We start from the raw sequence: 17,670 nt of genomic DNA, 5'->3' as shown, positions 1-17,670 counted from the left end.
GTGGCTGGAAGGGCAGCCCTAGCGAAACCAAGGCTGGCCCTATTACCATGCTGCACGGCCTCCAGCGGTTCAACGGAGTGATGCAGGGTTGGAGACTTGCAAAGATGTGGGGCTAGGTTAGGGCCTGCGCCGGGATGACGTGCCAAAGGAGCGGGCTGACGAAAGAAGGCGGGGCTGCTCTAGGACAGGTGACCCGGTCAGCGGAGCGCCCCCGCCGGTACCTCAACGAACTCCCCCGGCATCAAGGGATGCGTCGCCAGCGAAAACGGCCCGATGCTCGAGCGCACTAGCCGCAAGGTCGGCAATCCCACCGCCGCCGTCATGCGGCGCACCTGCCGGTTCTTGCCTTCCTCCAGCGTGATCGCGATCCAGCTGGTCGGCTTGTCCTGCCGCGCGCGGATCGGCGGGTTGCGCGGCCACAGCCATTCGGGCTCGGCGATGCGCACCGCGCGGCACGGCTTGGTGACGAAGTCGCCCAGGTCGAGCGGCGCCTGCAGCCGCGCCAATGCGGCCGCGTCGGCCACGCCGTCCACCTGCACCAGGTAGGTCTTGGCTTCCTTGTGGTCCGGGTGCGCGATCTTGTGCTGCAGCTTGCCGTCGTCGGTGAGCAGCATCAGGCCTTCGCTGTCGGCGTCCAGCCGCCCGGCAGGATAGATGTTGGGGATGTCCAGGTAATCGGCCAGCGTCTCGCGGCCGTCCTGTCCAGAGAACTGGCACAGGACCTGGAACGGTTTATTGAAGAGGATCAGAGGCATGGATGGCGAATGGGTACATAAAAGGTGCTGCGTAGCGCCTCGGAAAATACTGGTGCATAATGCAAGATGCGACGAAGGTGTCTTATACAAGACTTGCAGCCGTATTCCACATTGTAGATGAAATGCGGGCCCAGGCCGACGCCGAGGCGGGGCCTGCCACGCGACCACATGGGAGAGCACGATGTACCAACATATCAAGGTCCCGGCCGACGGCCAGAGAATCACCGTCAACGCCGACTTCTCGCTGAGTGTGCCGGACAATCCGGTCATTCCGTACATCGAGGGTGACGGCACCGGCGTCGATATCACGCCGGTCATGATCAGGGTCGTGGACGCGGCCGTGGCCAGGGCCTACGGCGGCAGCCGCAAGATCAGCTGGATGGAAATCTACGCCGGCGAGAAGTCGACCAATGTCTACGGCCCGGACGTATGGCTGCCCTCGGAAACCCTGGACGTGCTGAAGGACTACGTGGTATCGATCAAGGGCCCGCTGACCACGCCGGTCGGCGGCGGCATCCGCTCGCTCAACGTGGCGCTGCGCCAGGAGCTCGATCTGTATGTCTGCCTGCGCCCGGTGCGCTATTTCGCCGGCGTGCCCTCGCCGCTGAAACAGCCCGAAAAGACCGACATGGTGATCTTCCGCGAGAACTCGGAAGACATCTACGCCGGCATCGAATGGGCCGAAGGCTCGGCGGAGGTCAAGAAAGTCATCAAGTTCCTGACCGAAGAGATGGGCGTCAAGAAGATCCGCTTCCCGGAAACTTCGGGCCTGGGCGTGAAGCCGGTCTCGCGCGAAGGCACCGAGCGCCTGGTGCGCAAGGCGATCCAGTACGCGATCGACAACGACAAGCCTTCGGTGACCCTGGTCCACAAGGGCAACATCATGAAGTATACGGAAGGCGGCTTCCGTGACTGGGGCTACGCGCTGGCGCAGAAGGAATTCGGCGCCGAGCTGATCGACGGCGGCCCATGGTGCAAGTTCAAGAACCCGAAGAGCGGCCGCGAGATCACGATCAAGGATTCGATCGCCGACGCCTTCCTGCAGCAGATCCTGCTGCGTCCGGCCGAGTACAGCGTCATCGCCACCCTGAACCTGAACGGCGACTACGTCTCGGACGCGCTGGCGGCCCAGGTGGGCGGCATCGGCATCGCGCCGGGGGCCAACATGTCGGATTCGGTGGCGATGTTCGAAGCCACCCACGGCACCGCGCCGAAATACGCCGGCAAGGATTACGTGAACCCTGGCTCGCTCATCCTTTCGGCAGAGATGATGCTCCGCCATATGGGGTGGATCGAAGCGGCCGACCTCATCATCAGCTCGATGGAAAAGGCGATCACCTCGAAAAAGGTCACCTACGACTTCGCGCGCCTGATGGAAGGCGCCACCCAGGTCTCGTGCTCGGGCTTCGGCGAAGTCATGATCGAGCAGATGTAAATAGCGGATTCGGCGATCCGGTTATCATGAAGCCCCGCCTCGCTCGAGGCGGGGCTTCCTGTTTTCTGGAGAGGGCGATGACATCGGCGGCAGACTTCGACAGGATCGGACGTTTCATCTACAGCTTCCACCGCTGGGCGTCGCCCGGCGAACTGCGCGCGCTGCAGGGGGAGGTCGCGCCGGCGCTGGCCGAATCCGGCGCGGCACTGGTCCGGCGCTTCGACGAGGTACTGGCCGACTGGCAGGAAGGCCAGCGCCTGGCGCGCGCCGACTCGGTCAGCACCGAACGCCTTGACGCGCTGCTCGCGGACGCGCGCACGTTTGCCGCTCAACTGGCCTACGCGCGCAACCAGTAAGCGTTAATATAGAAGCGACAGGAGAAGCAGTCCGGGGCGGCGGTGAAAGGCAGGGGGCGGCCAGGGGCGAAAAAAACCCCGCCGCAGCGGGGTCTTTGCTTCCGGGAGGGGAACGATTACATGCCCTGGATGTTGGAAGCTTGCTTGCCTTTCGGGCCCTGCGTGACTTCGAATTGGACTTTTTGACCTTCTTTGAGGGTCTTAAAACCGTTCATATTGATCGCGGAGAAGTGTGCGAACAGATCCTCGCCGCCGTCATCAGGAGTGATGAAGCCAAAGCCTTTGGAATCATTGAACCACTTAACAGTACCAGTTGCCATAAAAGAACTTTCAAATATAAACAAATCACACGAGCCATAAAAGCAAGAAGCTTCTTGCCCCCTCCTCAGCCTGCTCACTTCTTATCAACAAGTACATAAGTACGATGTCGATGACTGCATTGTTGGTGGAATAACCACGTAAGTCAAGCGCTTTTGCGCTATCGTTGCCAAATTTTTCACGGCTGGGTCACAGTAGAGGTAACGCGGCTCTTGATTTCGTCAATTGGATCGCCATCTGCGCATTCAACGGAAAACGCGTAAGATGGAAAGCACATGAAAACGAGCTGATGTTTACGCTTGGCACCGATTTTGAAAGCTTTAGAATACGCCCATGGCTACGAAGCATGACACTGAACAGCTGCTGGAGCGGCAGACCGTAAAACCGCCACCGTTATACCAGGTGGCGTTGCTGAACGACGACTACACGCCAATGGAATTCGTGGTGGCGATCATTCAGGAGTATTTCAACAAGGATCGCGAAACGGCGACCCAGATCATGCTGTCCGTGCATCGGCACGGGAAGGGCGTGTGCGGGGTGTTTTCCAAAGATATAGCGTGTACCAAAGTGGAGTTTGTCTTAACGCATGCGCGTAAGGCAGGGCACCCCCTGCAATGCGTGATGGAGGAAGTATGATTGCGCAGGAACTTGAAGTATCCCTACACATGGCCTTTGTCGAAGCGCGCCAGGCGCGCCACGAGTTCATCACCGTGGAGCACCTGCTGCTGGCCCTGCTCGACAACCCATCAGCCGCCGAAGTCCTGCGTGCGTGCGCGGTCAATATCGAAGACCTGCGCAAGACCTTGACTAATTTTATCGGTGATAACACCCCGACCGTCCCGGGCACGGGCGAGGTCGACACCCAGCCGACGCTCGGCTTCCAGCGCGTGATCCAGCGTGCGATCATGCACGTGCAGTCGGCCTCGAACGGCAAGAAGGAAGTGACCGGCGCCAACGTGCTGGTGGCGATCTTCGGCGAGAAGGACTCGCACGCGGTGTACTACCTGCACCAGCAGGGCGTGACCCGTCTCGACGTGGTCAATTTCATCTCGCACGGCGTGCGCAAGGACCAGCAGCTCGACACCAGCAAGGCGTCGGAAGGCGTGGAAGAGGCGCAGGTCGAGGGCCAGGCCAAGGAAAGCCCGCTCGACCAGTTCACCCAGAACCTGAACAAGTCGGCTGCCGACGGCAAGATCGATCCTTTGATCGGCCGCGAGGAAGAAGTCGACCGCGTGATCCAGATCCTGTGCCGCCGCCGCAAGAACAACCCGCTGCTGGTGGGCGAGGCCGGTGTCGGCAAGACCGCCATCGCGGAAGGCCTGGCATGGCGCATCGTCCAGGAAGACGTGCCCGAGATCCTGCAGAACGCCGTCGTGTATTCGCTCGACATGGGCGCGCTGCTGGCCGGCACCAAGTACCGCGGCGACTTCGAGCAGCGCCTGAAGGCAGTGCTCAAGCAGCTCAAGGACACGCCGAACGGCATCCTGTTCATCGACGAGATCCACACGATCATCGGTGCCGGTTCCGCGTCGGGCGGCACGCTCGACGCGTCGAACCTGCTCAAGCCGGCCCTGGCCAACGGCCAGCTCAAGTGCATCGGCGCGACCACGTTCACGGAATTCCGCGGCGTGTTCGAGAAGGATCACGCGCTCTCGCGCCGCTTCCAGAAGGTGGACGTGAACGAACCGTCGGTCGAGCAGACCGTGGCGATCCTGCGCGGCCTGAAGTCGCGCTTCGAAGAGCACCACGGCGTGAAGTATTCGGCATCGGCGCTGTCCACGGCGGCCGAGCTGGCGGCACGCTTCATCAATGACCGTCACCTGCCGGACAAGGCCATCGACGTGATCGACGAAGCGGGCGCGGCACAGCGCATCCTGCCGAAGTCGAAGCAGAAGAAGACCATCGGCAAGACCGAGATCGAGGACATCATCGCGAAGATCGCGCGGATCCCTCCGCAGACCGTCAACCAGGACGACCGCAGCAAGCTGCAGACCATCGACCGCGACCTGCGCAACGTGGTGTTCGGCCAGGATCCTGCCATCGATGCGCTGGCATCGGCCATCAAGATGGCCAGGGCCGGCCTGGGCAAGACCGACAAGCCGATCGGCTCGTTCCTGTTCTCCGGTCCGACCGGTGTCGGCAAGACCGAGGTCGCCAAGCAGCTGGCCTTTATCCTGGGTATCGAGCTGGTGCGCTTCGACATGTCGGAATACATGGAGCGCCACGCGGTGTCGCGCCTGATCGGTGCGCCGCCGGGCTACGTCGGCTTCGACCAGGGCGGCCTGCTGACCGAGGCCATCACCAAGAAGCCGCACGCGGTGCTGCTCCTGGACGAGATTGAAAAAGCCCACCCGGACATTTTCAACATCCTGCTGCAGGTGATGGACCACGGCACGCTGACCGACAACAACGGGCGCAAGGCCGACTTCCGCAACGTGATCATCATCATGACCACGAACGCGGGCGCCGAGAGCCTGACCAAGCGTTCGGTGGGCTTCGTGGATGCACGTGCGCAGGGCGACGAGATGGCCGACATCAAGCGCATGTTCACGCCGGAGTTCCGCAACCGCCTGGACGCGATCATCAGCTTCCGCGCGCTGGACGAGGACATCATCCTGCGCGTCGTGGACAAGTTCCTGATGCAGCTGGAAGAGCAGCTGCACGAGAAGAAGGTGGAAGCGGTCTTCAGCGAGAAACTGCGCAAGTTCCTCGCCAAGAAGGGCTTCGACCCGCTGATGGGCGCCCGTCCGATGTCGCGCCTGATCCAGGACATGATCCGCAAGGCGCTGGCCGACGAGCTGCTGTTCGGCCGCCTGGTCAACGGCGGACGCGTGACGGTGGACCTGAACGAGAAGGACGACGTCATCCTCGAGTTCCCGGAAGGGGACGCACTGCCGCCACCGGCTCCGGCCGAGACGGTCGAGATCGAGTAAACCTCGGTCACTCAGCAAAAACCGCGCGTCAAGCGCGGTTTTTTTTGCACGTATGCACCTCCCACGGCAGTACACGTGTGGCAAACTCTTCCTCTTGAGTAACCTCTGCCACAACGAACATGCCCGTGTCCCGCACCATCCTCGCCCTGTCGCTGGCCCTTATCGGGAGCCAGGCCGCCGCCGCCGATCCTTACTTCCGCTTCCCCGCCGTCCGCGGCGACACCATCGTCTTCACCGCCGAAGGCGACCTGTGGCGCACCACGCTGGGCGGCGGCAAGGCCACCCGCCTGACCACGCACCCGTCTTCGGAAACGCATGCCGCGATCTCGCACGACGGGAAGTACGTCGCCTTCGCGGGATCATACGAGGGCGCGCAGGAAGCCTATGTGATGCCGATCGAGGGCGGCCTGCCCAAGCGCATCACGTTCGAGAACGGCGGCGTGACCGTGCTGGGTTGGACCGCGCAGGGCGAGGTGCTGGTGAGTACCGAAAATTCGGTGGGACCGTCGAAACACCGTATCGTCGCCGCCCTCGACCCCGTGAAAATGACGCGCCGTGTGCTGCCGCTGGCCGACGCCAACGACGCCGCGCTCAGCGACGACGGCCGCACCGTGTTCTTCACGCGCATGGGCCTGTCGATGACCAACGATAACGTCAAGGCTTACCGGGGCGGCGCCCATGCCCAGTTGTGGCGCTTCGACCTCGGCGGCAAAGCCGAAGCGACGCCGCTGTTCAAGGGCGACACGTCCAACAACCGGCGCGCCATGTGGTGGAACGGCCGCATCTACTTCATCAGCGATGCCGATGGCGCCGACAACATCTGGTCGTCGCGCCCGGACGGCAGCGACCGCAAGGTCCACACCCGGCACAAGGAATGGGACGTGCGCACCGCCTCGCTGGGGGATGGCCGCATCGCCTACCAGCTCGGCGCCGACCTGCGCGTGTTCGACATCGCCAGCGGCAGCGATACGCTGCTCAAGGCCAGCCTGGTCTCCGACTTCGACCAGCAGCGCACGCGCCGCGTGCGCTCGCCGCTCGATGCGCTCACCAGCATCGAGGTGGCCAACAAGGCCGAGCGCATCGTGCTGACCGCGCGCGGCAAGGTGACCATCGCCGGCACCGCTACCCAGCGCCGTGTCGAGATCGCCGTGCCGGAAGGCGCCCGCGCCCGCGGGGCCGTCTTCAGCCACGACGACAAGTGGGTATATGCCTTCGTGGACACCACCGGCGAGAACGAGATCTGGCGCTATGCGGCAGACGGCTCGGGCAAGGGCGAGCGCCTCACGATCGACGGCGCCAGCCACCGATCGGGCCTGTATCCGTCCCCGGACGGCAGGTGGCTGGCCCATACCGACAAGAAGGGCCGCACCTGGCTGCTCGACCTGGCCGCCAGGACCAACGTGATCATCGACGACGCCATGCAGGTCGGCGCCGACCGCCCCGACCAGGTGGTGTGGTCGCCGGACAGCCGTAACCTGGCCTTTGTCCGGGTCGGCAGCAGCGAGCAGCGTAACCAGATCGGCATGTACAACCTGGCCTCGAAGACGAAGGCTTTCGTGACCACCGACCGCTATACGGCCAACTCGCCGGTGTTCTCGCCGGACGGGAAGTGGCTGTACTTCCTGTCGTCGCGCCACTTCAACGTGGGCAATGCCGGCCCATGGGGCGACCGCAACATGGGACCGGTGTTCGATCGCCGCGTCGGCGTGTTCGCGCTGGCGCTGCAGCCGGGTGTGCGCTTCCCCTTCAAGCCGGAAGACGAGCTGACCAAGCCCGAGGAAAAGTCGCCCGAGGCCGCGGCCAGGGCGGCGGTGACGACGCCGGGCAAGGAAGAGGCGGACAAGACGGCTGCCGTGGCCGCGGCCGCAGCCGCGACCGCCGCCAGCGCAGCCGCCGCCGACCAGAAAGCCAAGGCGCCGACTCCGGCCATCGACTATGCCGGCCTGCGCGAGCGCCTGTACGAAGTGCCGATCGCACCGGGCAACTACCGCGCGCTCGCCATCGACGAGAAGCGCCTGTACATCCTCGAATCGGACAACGGCCGCAGCGGCGCGCTCAAGACGCTGGAAATTTCGCGCAGCAGCCCGCAGCCGGAAACCTTCGTGAACAACGTCCGCGAGTTCGGCCTGAGCACCGACCGCAAGCACGTCTTCTACCGCACCTTCAGCGCCAGCGGCCCGGGCGAGATGCTGATCGTCGCCGCCGGCGCCAAGGCGCCCGCCGACCTGAGCAAGGCACGCGTGAAGGTCGACGACTGGGCCGTGAGCAGCAATCCGCGCCTGGAATGGAAGCAGATGTTCAACGACGCCTGGCGCATGCACCGCGACTTCCTGTACGACGCCAACATGCGCGGCGTGGACTGGGCCGCCGTGCGCACCCGCTATGCGCCGCTGGTCGAGCGCGTGACCGACCGCGCCGAACTGGACGACGTGCTGGGCATGATGGTGGGCGAACTCGGGGCGCTGCACTCGCAGATCCGCCCGGGCGACCTGCGCCGCGCCGCCAGCGAAGGCGTGCCCTCGAGCCTCGGGGCCGTGCTGTCGCGCACCCCGGAGGGCTTCCGCGTCGACCGCGTGTACAAGAGCGAACCGGAGCTGCCGTCCGAGCGCGGGCCCCTGGCCGCGCCGGACGTGGGCGTGAAGGAAGGCGACATCATCACGGCCGTCAACGGCAAGTCGCTGGTGGAAGCGCGCGACATCGCCGACCTGCTGCTCGACCAGGCCGACAAGCAGGTGCTGCTGCACGTGAAGAGCGCGGATGCCAAGGCGGGAAGCAGGCCGCGCGCAGTGATCGTGACGCCGGTCTCGATGGCGCGCCACGCCAGCCTGCGCTATGCGGACTGGGAGCAGGGCAGGGCGCAGCAGGTCGACCAGGCCTCGAAGGGCAAGATCGGCTACCTGCACCTGCGCGCGATGGTGGCACGCGACATCAATGCCTTCGCGCGCGACTTCTACGCCAACATCAACAAGGAAGGCCTGATCATCGACGTGCGCCGCAATAACGGCGGCAACATCGACAGCTGGATCATCGAGAAGCTGCTGCGCCGTTCGTGGGCGTTCTGGAGCGCCAACGGCAACATGCCGCAGTCGAACATGCAGAACACCTTCCGCGGCCACCTGGTGGTGCTGATGGACGAGCTGACCTACTCGGACGGCGAAACCTTCGCCGCCGGCGTGAAGGCCCTGAAGCTCGGCCCGCTAGTCGGCAAGCGCACGGCCGGCGCCGGCGTCTGGCTCAGCGACGGCAACGGCCTGCTCGATAACGGCATGGCCCGCGTGGCGGAGTTCGGCCAGTTCGCCGCCGACGGCGAATGGCTGATCGAAGGCGTGGGCGTGGCGCCGGACGTCGAGGTCGACAACCTGCCGCACGAGACCTTCCTCGGCCGCGACCGCCAGCTCGAAAAGGCGATCGAACTGCTGGAGACGAAGATGAAGGAGCAGCCGATCAAGCCATGGAAGCCAGCGGCGATTCCGGCCCTGACGCGTCCGGCGCAGTAGCCGGCGCTCGTAGGGTGGTCGACGAAGCAGGCCACCCTACGTGACAATCGCATCATGGCGGTGTCATGAAATTTCATCGCCCAGTCATATTCAATTTCTAGAATGCAAGTATTCAACCCACTCCGATACTTGCAATGCCCCTCGCAAAACTCCAGACCGGCACCAAGATCCTTGGCTCCTTCGGTGCCGTTTCCTTCCTGATCCTCCTCATTTCGGCCGTGGCGCTGTGGCGCATGCAGGCCACCGACGCCCTCACCAACGACCTCGTCTACGACAAGCTGGCCAAGCAGCAGCTGGCGTCGGACCTGCTGGGCGTCGAGCGCCTCAACGGTTCGCGCACGGTTTCGATCGCCCGCAGCGACAGCGTGGAACTGGCGGATTACTTCCTGGCCCAGCTCGCAACCGGCAAGAAGAACGCCGCCGAACTCGAAGCGAAGCTGGCCGGGCTGCCGCACACCGGGCAGGAAGCGGCCCTGATCGCGGCGGCGGGCCAGCACAAGGCGGCGCTGGCGAAGATCCAGGCCGAGCTGTTCCAGGCCAAGGAGTTCGGCCAGACCGGCCGCGTCGAGGAATTGGTGGCAGGCAGCTGGGAGCAGGCTTACAAGGCGCATACCGATGCACTCGAAGCCCTGCTGGCCTTCGAGACGGCGGAGGCGCACCGCCTGGCCGAGGAATCGGCATCGGCGTCCCGCTTCGGCAAGGGGCTGCTGCTCGTGCTCGGCCTTGGCGCGCTCGGCATCGGCGGCGCGCTGGCCTGGATGCTGACCCGGAACATCGTCGGTCCGCTGCAACAGGCCGTCGCGCTGGCCGAGCAGGTGGCGCACGGCGACCTGCGCCCGGTCATCCGCCACGCGCGCCACGATGAGATCGGCCGGCTGTTCGACGCACTCAACGGCATGACGCACGGCGTGTCGGCCACCGTGGCACAGGTGCTGCAGGGCGCCCGGGCGATCGATGCGGTGTCGGGCGAGATCGCGGACGGCAACCACGACCTGTCGCGCCGGACCGAACGCCAGGCGACTGCGCTGCGGCAGACCGTCGGCGCGATGGAAGAACTGACGGGCGCCATCGCCCAGAACAACGCCAGCGCGCAAGAGGCGAATGCGCTGGCCCAGTCGGCATCGCATGTCGCCACCCGCAGCGCCCAGGCGGTCGAGCAGGTGGTCGCGCGCATGGGCGCCATCAAGGCATCGGCCGACAAGATCGTCGACATCACCGGCATGATCGACAGCATCGCCTTCCAGACCAACATCCTGGCGCTGAACGCGGCCGTGGAGGCGGCACGCGCCGGCAGCGAAGGACGCGGTTTCGCGGTGGTGGCGGCCGAGGTGCGCAGCCTGGCCCAGCACTCGGCCACGGCGGCAAAGGAGATCAAGAAGCTGCTCAAGGAGTCGAGCGAGGAGATCGCGGCCGGCACGGACATCGCCGGCACGGCCGGCGACACCATGCGCGCCGTGCTGCGGCATGTACACGAGGTCGCCGGCATCCTCGACGCCATCCACGGCGCCAGCGCCGAGCAGGCCAGCGGCGTCGCGCAGGTCAGCCAGGCCATCGCCGAGATGGACGAATCCACGCAGCAGAACGCCGCAATGGTCGAACAGGCGGCAGCGGCGGCGGCGTCGATGCGCCAGCAGGCGGCCGAGCTGTCGGAGCTGGTGGGCACCTTCAAGGTGCGGGCGGCGTCCGCCGTACCACGTGCCTTGACGGCTTGAACTGCCCCGCAGGCGAGCGTGTCGCCGGTTCCGGTCAGATCGCGGCGAGCGCCCGGCGCAGGTCCTCGCGCTGGTCTTCCAGGTGCTCGATGCCGACCGACAGGCGGATCAGGCCGTCGCCGATGCCCAGCTGGGCGCGCTGCTCGGCCGGGATGCTGGCGTGCGTCATCAGGGCCGGGTGCTCGATCAGGCTTTCGACGCCGCCCAGGCTTTCGGCCAGCGTGAAGACCTCGCAGGTTTCCAGGAAGCGCCGTGCCCCCGCCAGGTCGGTGGCCAGGTCGATCGACACGATACCCCCGAAGGCGCTCATCTGGCGCCGCGCCAGCGCATGCTGCGGGTGCGATTCGAGGCCCGGGTAGAACACCTTGCGTACCTTCGGCTCGCGTTCCAGCCACTGCGCCAGCGCCAGGGCGTTGGCGCTGCTGCGCTCCACCCGCAGGGCAAGGGTCTTGATCCCGCGCAGCACCAGGAAGCTGTCGAACGGGCCCTGGATGGCGCCCACCGCGTTCTGGATGAAGCCGAGCTGCTCGCCGAGCGCCGCGTGCCGTTCCTCCTTGCCGACCACGGCGACGCCCCCGATCACGTCCGAGTGCCCGTTCATGTACTTGGTGGTCGAGTGCACCACGATGTCGAAGCCGAGTTCCAGTGGACGCTGATTGACCGGACTGGCGAAGGTGTTGTCGCACACCGTGACGATGCCGCGCGCGCGGCACAGCTGCGCAATGGCCGCCAGGTCGGCCAGCTTGAGCATCGGGTTGGTCGGCGTCTCCACCCACACCAGCTTCGTTTCCGGCGTCAAGGCCCGGGCCAGCGCGTCCGGGTCGGTCAGGTCGGCATAGCTGAACGTGTGGCCGGCGCTCTTGCGGCGCACACGCTCGAACAGGCGGAAGGTGCCGCCGTACATGTCGTCGCCGGCCACGATGTGGGAGTTCGCCGGCAGCAGTTCCAGCACGGCCGCGATCGCGGCCAGGCCGGATGCGAAGGCAAAGGCCGCGCTGCCGCTTTCGATGTCGGCCACGCAGCGCTCCAGCGCCCAGCGCGTCGGGTTGTGCGAGCGGCCGTAGTCCAGGCCCTTGTGCACGCCCGGGCTCTCCTGGCGGAAGGTCGAGGTGGCGAAGATCGGCGGCATCACGGCCCCGGTGGCGGGCTCGGGCGCCTGGCCGCCGTGGATCACGCGGGTCGCGAGGTGTTTCTCTTGTTCGGTCATGAGAGCGTCCTACGAAGGTGGTTGAGCAGGTCGTAGCGGGTGATCAGGCCGTAGAAGCGCTCGCCGTCGTGGATCACGGCGGTCAGCCCGCGGTCGAGGATCTCGCGCAGGTGGCCCATGCTGGCCGTGGGCAGCAGGGTCTGCACGTTCGGGGTCATGGTGGAGGATACGGGCGCCTGGAAGTGCCCCGTTTCGTCGGTCACGTGCAGCAGCAGGTCGGATTCGTCGATCAGGCCGGCCAGGCGGCCCGCGCCGTCGATCACCGGCAGTTGCTGCAGGTCGCTGCTGCGCATGCGGTTGAAGGCGGTGAGCAGGGTGTCGGTCGGCGCCACGGTCACCACCTCGCCGTGGTCGTAGCGGCGCCCGATCAGGTCGCGCAGGTCGCCCGTCTTCGGCCGCGTGATCAGGCCCTGGTCGACCATCCAGCCGTCGCTGTAGACCTTGGTGAGATAGCGGGTGCCGGTGTCGCAGACGAACGAGACCACGCGCTTGGGCCGCGTCTGTTCGCGGCAGTAGCGCAGCGCGGCGGCAAGCAGCGTGCCGGTGGAGGAGCCGGCCAGGATGCCTTCCTGCTGCAGCAGCAGGCGCGCGGTGTTGAAACTTTCCTCGTCGGGGATGGTATAGGCCTTCTTCACGCGCGACAGGTCGGCGATGCCGGGGATGAAGTCTTCGCCGATGCCTTCCACCGCCCACGAGCCGGCATCCTGGCGCAGCACGCCGGTGTTGACGTAGTCGGCCAGGATCGATCCCTGCGGATCGGCCAGGACGAATTCGAGAAGGGGTTGGGTCTTGCGGAAGTAGCGCGACAGGCCGGTGAGGGTGCCGGACGAGCCGACGCCGACCACGATCGCATCGACCTTGTGGTTGCACTGGTCCCAGATCTCGGGGCCGGTGGTGGTCTCGTGCGCGCGCGGGTTGGCCGGGTTGTTGAACTGGTCGGCGAACCAGGCGCCGGGGATCTGCCTGGCCAGGCGCGCCGCGTAGTCCTGGTAGTACTCGGGGTGGCCCTTGCCGACGTCGGAGCGCGTCAGGTGGATCTCGGCGCCCAGCGCCTTCAGGTGCAGGACCTTTTCGGCGGCCATCTTGTCGGGCACCACCAGGACCACGCGGTAGCCCTTGATGCGCGCGACCAGCGCCAGGCCCAGGCCGGTATTCCCGGCAGTGGCTTCGACGACCGTGCCGCCGGGCTCCAGAAGTCCGTCGTGCTCGGCCTGCTCGATCATGGCGCGGCCGATGCGGTCCTTGATGGAGCCGCCGGGGTTCTGCGATTCGAGTTTCAGGAACAGCTGGCAGGGCCCGGTGTCGATCCGGGTTACTTCAATCAGCGGAGTGTCACCAATCAGGGAAAACAGTGCAGCTTGCGACGCATGTTGCATATTGCCTCCGAAAGGCCGGGCAGGGCCCGGGCTGTGCGCCGCTTCGTGGGCGGCGCTATAGGAAGAGCTGGCGCTGAGAGGATGAATGGGCATCAGGCCATGTAAAAAAAGACATGATACGAGGATAATCGGGTGGGGTGTTGATCTCTACGGGCTTTCGGTCTTCAGGCGGCGCCACAGCGTGGTCCGGCTGATGCCGAGATGTCGCGCGGCAGCGTCGCGCTGCCCTCCGAAACGCGCAAGCACCTCGGCGAGGCTTTCCGTTGCCGAGGGGGCGGAAGCAGGCGATGCGACCACGGCCGGCGCTGCAGCTCCTTTGCCCAGTTCGGGAGAAATCGACAACAGGAAACTCGGCGTCAGCGCCTGCAGCGGTTCCGCCGCCAGGAACAGCGCCAGCCGCTCCATCAGGTTGCGCAGTTCGCGCACGTTGCCGGGCCAGCCGTAGGCCTGGAGCAGCGGTGCGCAGGCCGTGATCTCGGCATGCAGGTTCGGGTGCGGCCGCGCATCCAGCGCCGCCAGCGCATGCTTGAGCGACCACTCGGCCAGCGGCACGATGTCGGCCAGGCGTTCGCGCAGCGGCGGCAGGTGCAGGCGCAGTACCGCGAGCCGATAGAAGAGGTCGGCGCGGAAACGCCCGTCGCGCACGCGCGCTTCCAGGTCGGTGTGCGTGGCGCTGATCACGCGCACGTCGATCGGCACCGGGCGGGTGCCGCCGACACGCATCACTTCGCGTTCCTCCAGTACCCGCAGCAGCCGGGTCTGCAGGGGCAGCGGCATCTCGCCGATCTCGTCGAGGAACAGCGTGCCGCCGTCGGCGGCCTCGAACAGGCCTGCGTGGCCGCCGCGCCGCGCGCCCGTGAACGCGCCTTCCTCGTGGCCGAACAGTTCGGATTCCAGCAGCGATTCGGCGATGGCGCCGCAGTTCACCGCCACGAAGGGACGGGAGGCGGCGCGGTGCGGCCCCTCGCGGTGGATGGCCTGCGCCACCAGTTCCTTGCCGCTGCCGGTCTCGCCCTGGATCAGCACCGTGGCCGGCGAGCGCGCATACAGGACGACGGTCTGGCGCAGCCGCTCCATGGCGGCCGATTCGCCGCGTAGGTCGTGCAGGCCGCGGCGCACGCGCCGGGTGTCGGCGGCGGCGGGGCGGCGGCCGCGGTTCGCCTCCAGGTGCGTCAGGCGCGCCAGTTCCAGCGCATCGTCGAAGGCCTGGCGGATCGAGGCCGCCGAGTACAGGAACACGGCGGCCAGGCCCGCTTCCTCGGCCAGGTCCGTGATCAGCCCGGCGCCGACGATGACCTCGACGCCGGCCGCCTTCAGTTCGTTGATGCCGGCGCGCGCATCTTCCTCGGTGACATAGGTGCGCTGGGCAATGTCGATACCGAACGTGCTCGCGAACTCGGCCAGCTCGCGCAGCGGTTCCTGGTAGGTGATGACGCCGATCCGGTGCGACATGCGCCGGGCGCGCGCCAGCGCCTGCATGACGTCGAAGCCGCTGGCCTTGGCCACGACCACCGGCACCGCCACGCGTCCCTTGAGGTAGGCCGCGTTCGATCCGGCCGCGATCACGACGTCGCAACGTTCGGTCGCCATGCGCTCGCGCAGATGTCGTGCAGCTTCATCGAACCCGAGGTGTACCGGCTCGATCATAGCAAGGTGGTCGTATTCGAGCGTGATGTCGCGGAACAGGTCGGACAGGCGCGAGACCGATACGGTCCAGATAACCGGCTTGTCGCCTTCCGCTGGGCTGCGGGTGGGGTGGCGTGGGGAATGACTCATGGTTGAAGTGTAGTCGATTTGGCGCGCCATGTTTCAGCCTGAAACACGGGGGCGGCTGAACTGTTGGCGGGTGCGTAAGAATCCGGTAAGCGGCCGCCCGTACGATGGGTGCCAGCCTCGAGGACAACACCGGGGCAATACGAGAACATCAGGAGACACAAGTGGATCAAGACGTCGTACACCGGGTCAAGAGCGACCCCAATTACCGCAAGCTGGTCACGACGCGTTCGCGTTTCGGCTGGACCCTCACCTGGGCGATGATGATCGTCTACTACGGCTTCACGCTGCTGGTCGCATTCAACAAGGAATTCATGGGCACCCGCATCGGCGAAGGCGTGATGACCTGGGGCATTCCGCTGGGGCTGTTCGTCATCCTCTTCACCATCCTGGTCACCGGTATCTACGTGCGCCGCGCCAACCGCCAGTACGACGAGCTGACCGACGCGATCCGCAAGAAGGTGCAGGCATGAAGAACGTACTCCGCACCCCGGCCGCGCTCGCCGCACTGAGCGCATTGGCTGGCCTGGCAGCGGCAGGCAGCGCAGTTGCCGCACCCGACCTCGGCCAGGCCACGAAGCAGGCCACCAACTGGACCGCGATCGTCATGTTCGCGGTGTTCGTGCTCGCGACCCTGTACATCACGAAGTGGGCCGCCGCCAAGACCCGTTCGGCATCCGACTTCTATACCGCCGGCGGCGGCATCACCGGCTTCCAGAACGGCCTGGCGATCGCCGGCGACTTCATGTCGGCCGCGTCCTTCCTCGGCATTTCGGCGGCCGTGTTCCTCGACGGCTTCGACGGCCTGATCTACGCGATCGGCTTCCTGGTCGGCTGGCCGGTCATTACCTTCCTGATGGCCGAGCGCCTGCGCAACCTGGGCCGCTTCACCTTTGCCGACGTGGCCGCCTATCGTTTCGCCCAGAAGCCGATCCGCATGTTCGCGGCGTCGGGCACGCTGGTCGTGGTCCTGTTCTACCTCATCGCGCAGATGGTCGGCGCGGGCCAGCTCATCAAGCTGCTGTTCGGCCTGGAATACTGGATCGCCGTGGTGATCGTCGGCGTGCTGATGATGGTGTACGTGCTGTTCGGTGGCATGACCGCGACCACCTGGGTGCAGATCATCAAGGCCGTGCTGCTGCTGTCGGGCGCCTCGTACATGGCGTTCGCGGTGCTGGCGCAGTACAACTTCAGCCCGGAACAGCTGTTCGCCACCGCCACCGAAGTGCACGCCAAGGGCGACGCCATCATGGGTCCGGGTTCCTTCATCAAGGATCCGATCTCGGCCATCTCCTTCGGCATGGCGCTGATGTTCGGCACCGCCGGCCTGCCGCACATCCTGATGCGCTTCTTCACCGTCCCGAGCGCCAAGGAAGCGCGCAAGTCGGTGCTGTGGGCCACCACCTGGATCGGCTACTTCTACATCCTGACCTTCATCATCGGCTTCGGCGCGATCGTGCTGGTCGGCACCAACCCGGGCTTCCTCGACGCGGGTGGCAAGCTGCTGGGCGGTAACAACATGGCGGCAGTGCACCTGGCCAAGGCCGTGGGCGGCGACGTCTTCCTCGGCTTCATCTCGGCGGTGGCCTTCGCGACCATCCTCGCGGTGGTGGCCGGCCTGACCCTGTCGGGCGCATCGGCGGTCTCGCACGACCTCTACGCCACGGTCATCAAGAAGGGCCAGGTCAGCAGCGCGAGCGAACTGAAGGTCTCGCGCATCACCACCGCGGCACTCGGCGTCATCGCGGTGCTGCTGGGGATCGCGTTCGAAAGGCAGAACGTCGCCTTCATGGTGTCGCTGGCCTTCGCCATCGCGGCCTCGGCCAACTTCCCGGTGCTGTTCATGTCGGTCCTGTGGAAGAACTGCACCACGCGCGGCGCCACCATCGGCGGCTTCCTCGGCCTGGCCACGGCGGTCATCCTGACCATCGTGTCGAAATCGGTCTGGGTGGACGTGCTGGGCAATGCCGAAGCGATCTTCCCCTACGCCTCGCCGGCACTGTTCTCGATGACGGTCGGCTTCGTCGGCATCTGGTTGTTCTCGATCACCGACAAGAGCCCGCGCTCCGCCATCGACAAGGCCGGTTTCGAAGCGCAGGAAGTGCGGTCGGAAACCGGTATTGGTGCGGCAGGGGCAAGCGGCCACTGAGCCTTCCGCTCCATGCAAACCCCGCCGCGTGCGGTAATGCCGTTCAGTTAAGACTGAACGGCATTTTTATTTTGTCGTTGTAAACATTCCCCATCGCTGTTAACCTTCGTCGCCATGTTCGACGACACCCTGCATTTCCTGGCAAATCATCTCGAGTCT

13 protein-coding genes are annotated in these 17,670 nt (G+C 65.7%); 8 read left to right on the top strand and 5 right to left on the bottom strand.

The genetic code is table 11. The features are described from left to right. Window positions 1-197 precede the first annotated feature (197 nt). Window positions 198-755, bottom strand: a complete 558-nt coding sequence (locus ACFFJK_RS20535) for a pseudouridine synthase (protein ID WP_379681537.1) — start codon at window positions 753-755, stop codon at window positions 198-200. A gap of 181 nt (window positions 756-936) precedes the next feature. Between ACFFJK_RS20535 and icd the strand changes: the two genes are divergently transcribed. Both icd and ACFFJK_RS20525 read left to right on the top strand, forming a co-directional pair. Continuing rightward, a complete protein-coding gene (gene icd, locus ACFFJK_RS20530; protein ID WP_379681536.1) occupies window positions 937-2,190 on the top strand; it encodes an NADP-dependent isocitrate dehydrogenase in 1,254 nt (417 codons plus the stop codon). A 77-nt stretch (window positions 2,191-2,267) separates the two neighbouring features. Continuing rightward, on the top strand, window positions 2,268-2,546 hold the full coding sequence (locus ACFFJK_RS20525) for a hypothetical protein (protein ID WP_379681535.1): 279 nt from the start codon (window positions 2,268-2,270) through the stop codon (window positions 2,544-2,546). Between the two features lie 116 nt (window positions 2,547-2,662). On the opposite strand, the gene cspE is transcribed toward ACFFJK_RS20525, so the two are convergent. Then, window positions 2,663-2,866, bottom strand: coding sequence for a transcription antiterminator/RNA stability regulator CspE (gene cspE / locus ACFFJK_RS20520; RefSeq protein WP_020653506.1), 204 nt, complete (start codon window positions 2,864-2,866; stop codon window positions 2,663-2,665). A gap of 331 nt (window positions 2,867-3,197) precedes the next feature. On the opposite strand from cspE, the gene clpS reads away from it, so the two are divergent. The 4 genes from clpS to ACFFJK_RS20500 all read left to right on the top strand — a co-directional run bounded on the left by clpS (window position 3,198) and on the right by ACFFJK_RS20500 (window position 11,006). Further along, window positions 3,198-3,500, top strand: coding sequence for an ATP-dependent Clp protease adapter ClpS (clpS, locus tag ACFFJK_RS20515; RefSeq protein WP_027864722.1), 303 nt, complete (start codon window positions 3,198-3,200; stop codon window positions 3,498-3,500). Beyond that, on the top strand, window positions 3,497-5,797 hold the full coding sequence (gene clpA / locus ACFFJK_RS20510; RefSeq protein WP_379681534.1) for an ATP-dependent Clp protease ATP-binding subunit ClpA: 2,301 nt from the start codon (window positions 3,497-3,499) through the stop codon (window positions 5,795-5,797). Before clpS ends, clpA begins: the two co-directional genes overlap by 4 nt. A gap of 119 nt (window positions 5,798-5,916) precedes the next feature. Next, window positions 5,917-9,294, top strand: a complete 3,378-nt coding sequence (locus tag ACFFJK_RS20505; RefSeq protein ID WP_379681533.1) for a S41 family peptidase — start codon at window positions 5,917-5,919, stop codon at window positions 9,292-9,294. Between the two features lie 134 nt (window positions 9,295-9,428). Then, window positions 9,429-11,006 (top strand): methyl-accepting chemotaxis protein, encoded by a 1,578-nt coding sequence (locus tag ACFFJK_RS20500; protein WP_379681532.1) that lies wholly within the window; start codon window positions 9,429-9,431, stop codon window positions 11,004-11,006. A 34-nt stretch (window positions 11,007-11,040) separates the two neighbouring features. Here ACFFJK_RS20500 and ACFFJK_RS20495 read toward each other — a convergent pair whose 3' ends face one another. The 3 genes from ACFFJK_RS20495 to prpR all read right to left on the bottom strand — a co-directional run bounded on the left by ACFFJK_RS20495 (window position 11,041) and on the right by prpR (window position 15,365). Then, window positions 11,041-12,213: a trans-sulfuration enzyme family protein gene (locus ACFFJK_RS20495; RefSeq protein WP_379681531.1), complete on the bottom strand. Its 1,173-nt coding sequence runs from the start codon at window positions 12,211-12,213 to the stop codon at window positions 11,041-11,043. Further along, on the bottom strand, window positions 12,210-13,589 hold the full coding sequence (locus tag ACFFJK_RS20490) for a pyridoxal-phosphate dependent enzyme (RefSeq protein ID WP_379681530.1): 1,380 nt from the start codon (window positions 13,587-13,589) through the stop codon (window positions 12,210-12,212). Before ACFFJK_RS20490 ends, ACFFJK_RS20495 begins: the two co-directional genes overlap by 4 nt. A 147-nt stretch (window positions 13,590-13,736) precedes the next feature. Further along, on the bottom strand, window positions 13,737-15,365 hold the full coding sequence (gene prpR / locus ACFFJK_RS20485; protein WP_379681529.1) for a propionate catabolism operon regulatory protein PrpR: 1,629 nt from the start codon (window positions 15,363-15,365) through the stop codon (window positions 13,737-13,739). Between the two features lie 161 nt (window positions 15,366-15,526). On the opposite strand from prpR, the gene ACFFJK_RS20480 reads away from it, so the two are divergent. Both ACFFJK_RS20480 and ACFFJK_RS20475 read left to right on the top strand, forming a co-directional pair. After that, window positions 15,527-15,835 (top strand): DUF485 domain-containing protein, encoded by a 309-nt coding sequence (locus ACFFJK_RS20480; protein ID WP_379681528.1) that lies wholly within the window; start codon window positions 15,527-15,529, stop codon window positions 15,833-15,835. Further along, window positions 15,832-17,511 carry a cation acetate symporter gene (locus ACFFJK_RS20475; RefSeq protein ID WP_379681527.1) on the top strand — a complete coding sequence of 560 codons (1,680 nt, stop codon included), beginning with the start codon at window positions 15,832-15,834 and terminating at the stop codon, window positions 17,509-17,511. The genes ACFFJK_RS20480 and ACFFJK_RS20475 overlap by 4 nt, the downstream gene beginning before the upstream one ends. The last annotated feature ends 159 nt before the right edge of the window (window positions 17,512-17,670 follow it).

This window comes from Massilia consociata, assembly GCF_042432755.1.
Lineage (GTDB): Bacteria > Pseudomonadota > Gammaproteobacteria > Burkholderiales > Burkholderiaceae_D > Telluria > Telluria consociata.
The sequence above is the reverse complement of the archived record's forward strand: the minus strand, read 5'-3'. Positions and strand labels throughout refer to the sequence as shown.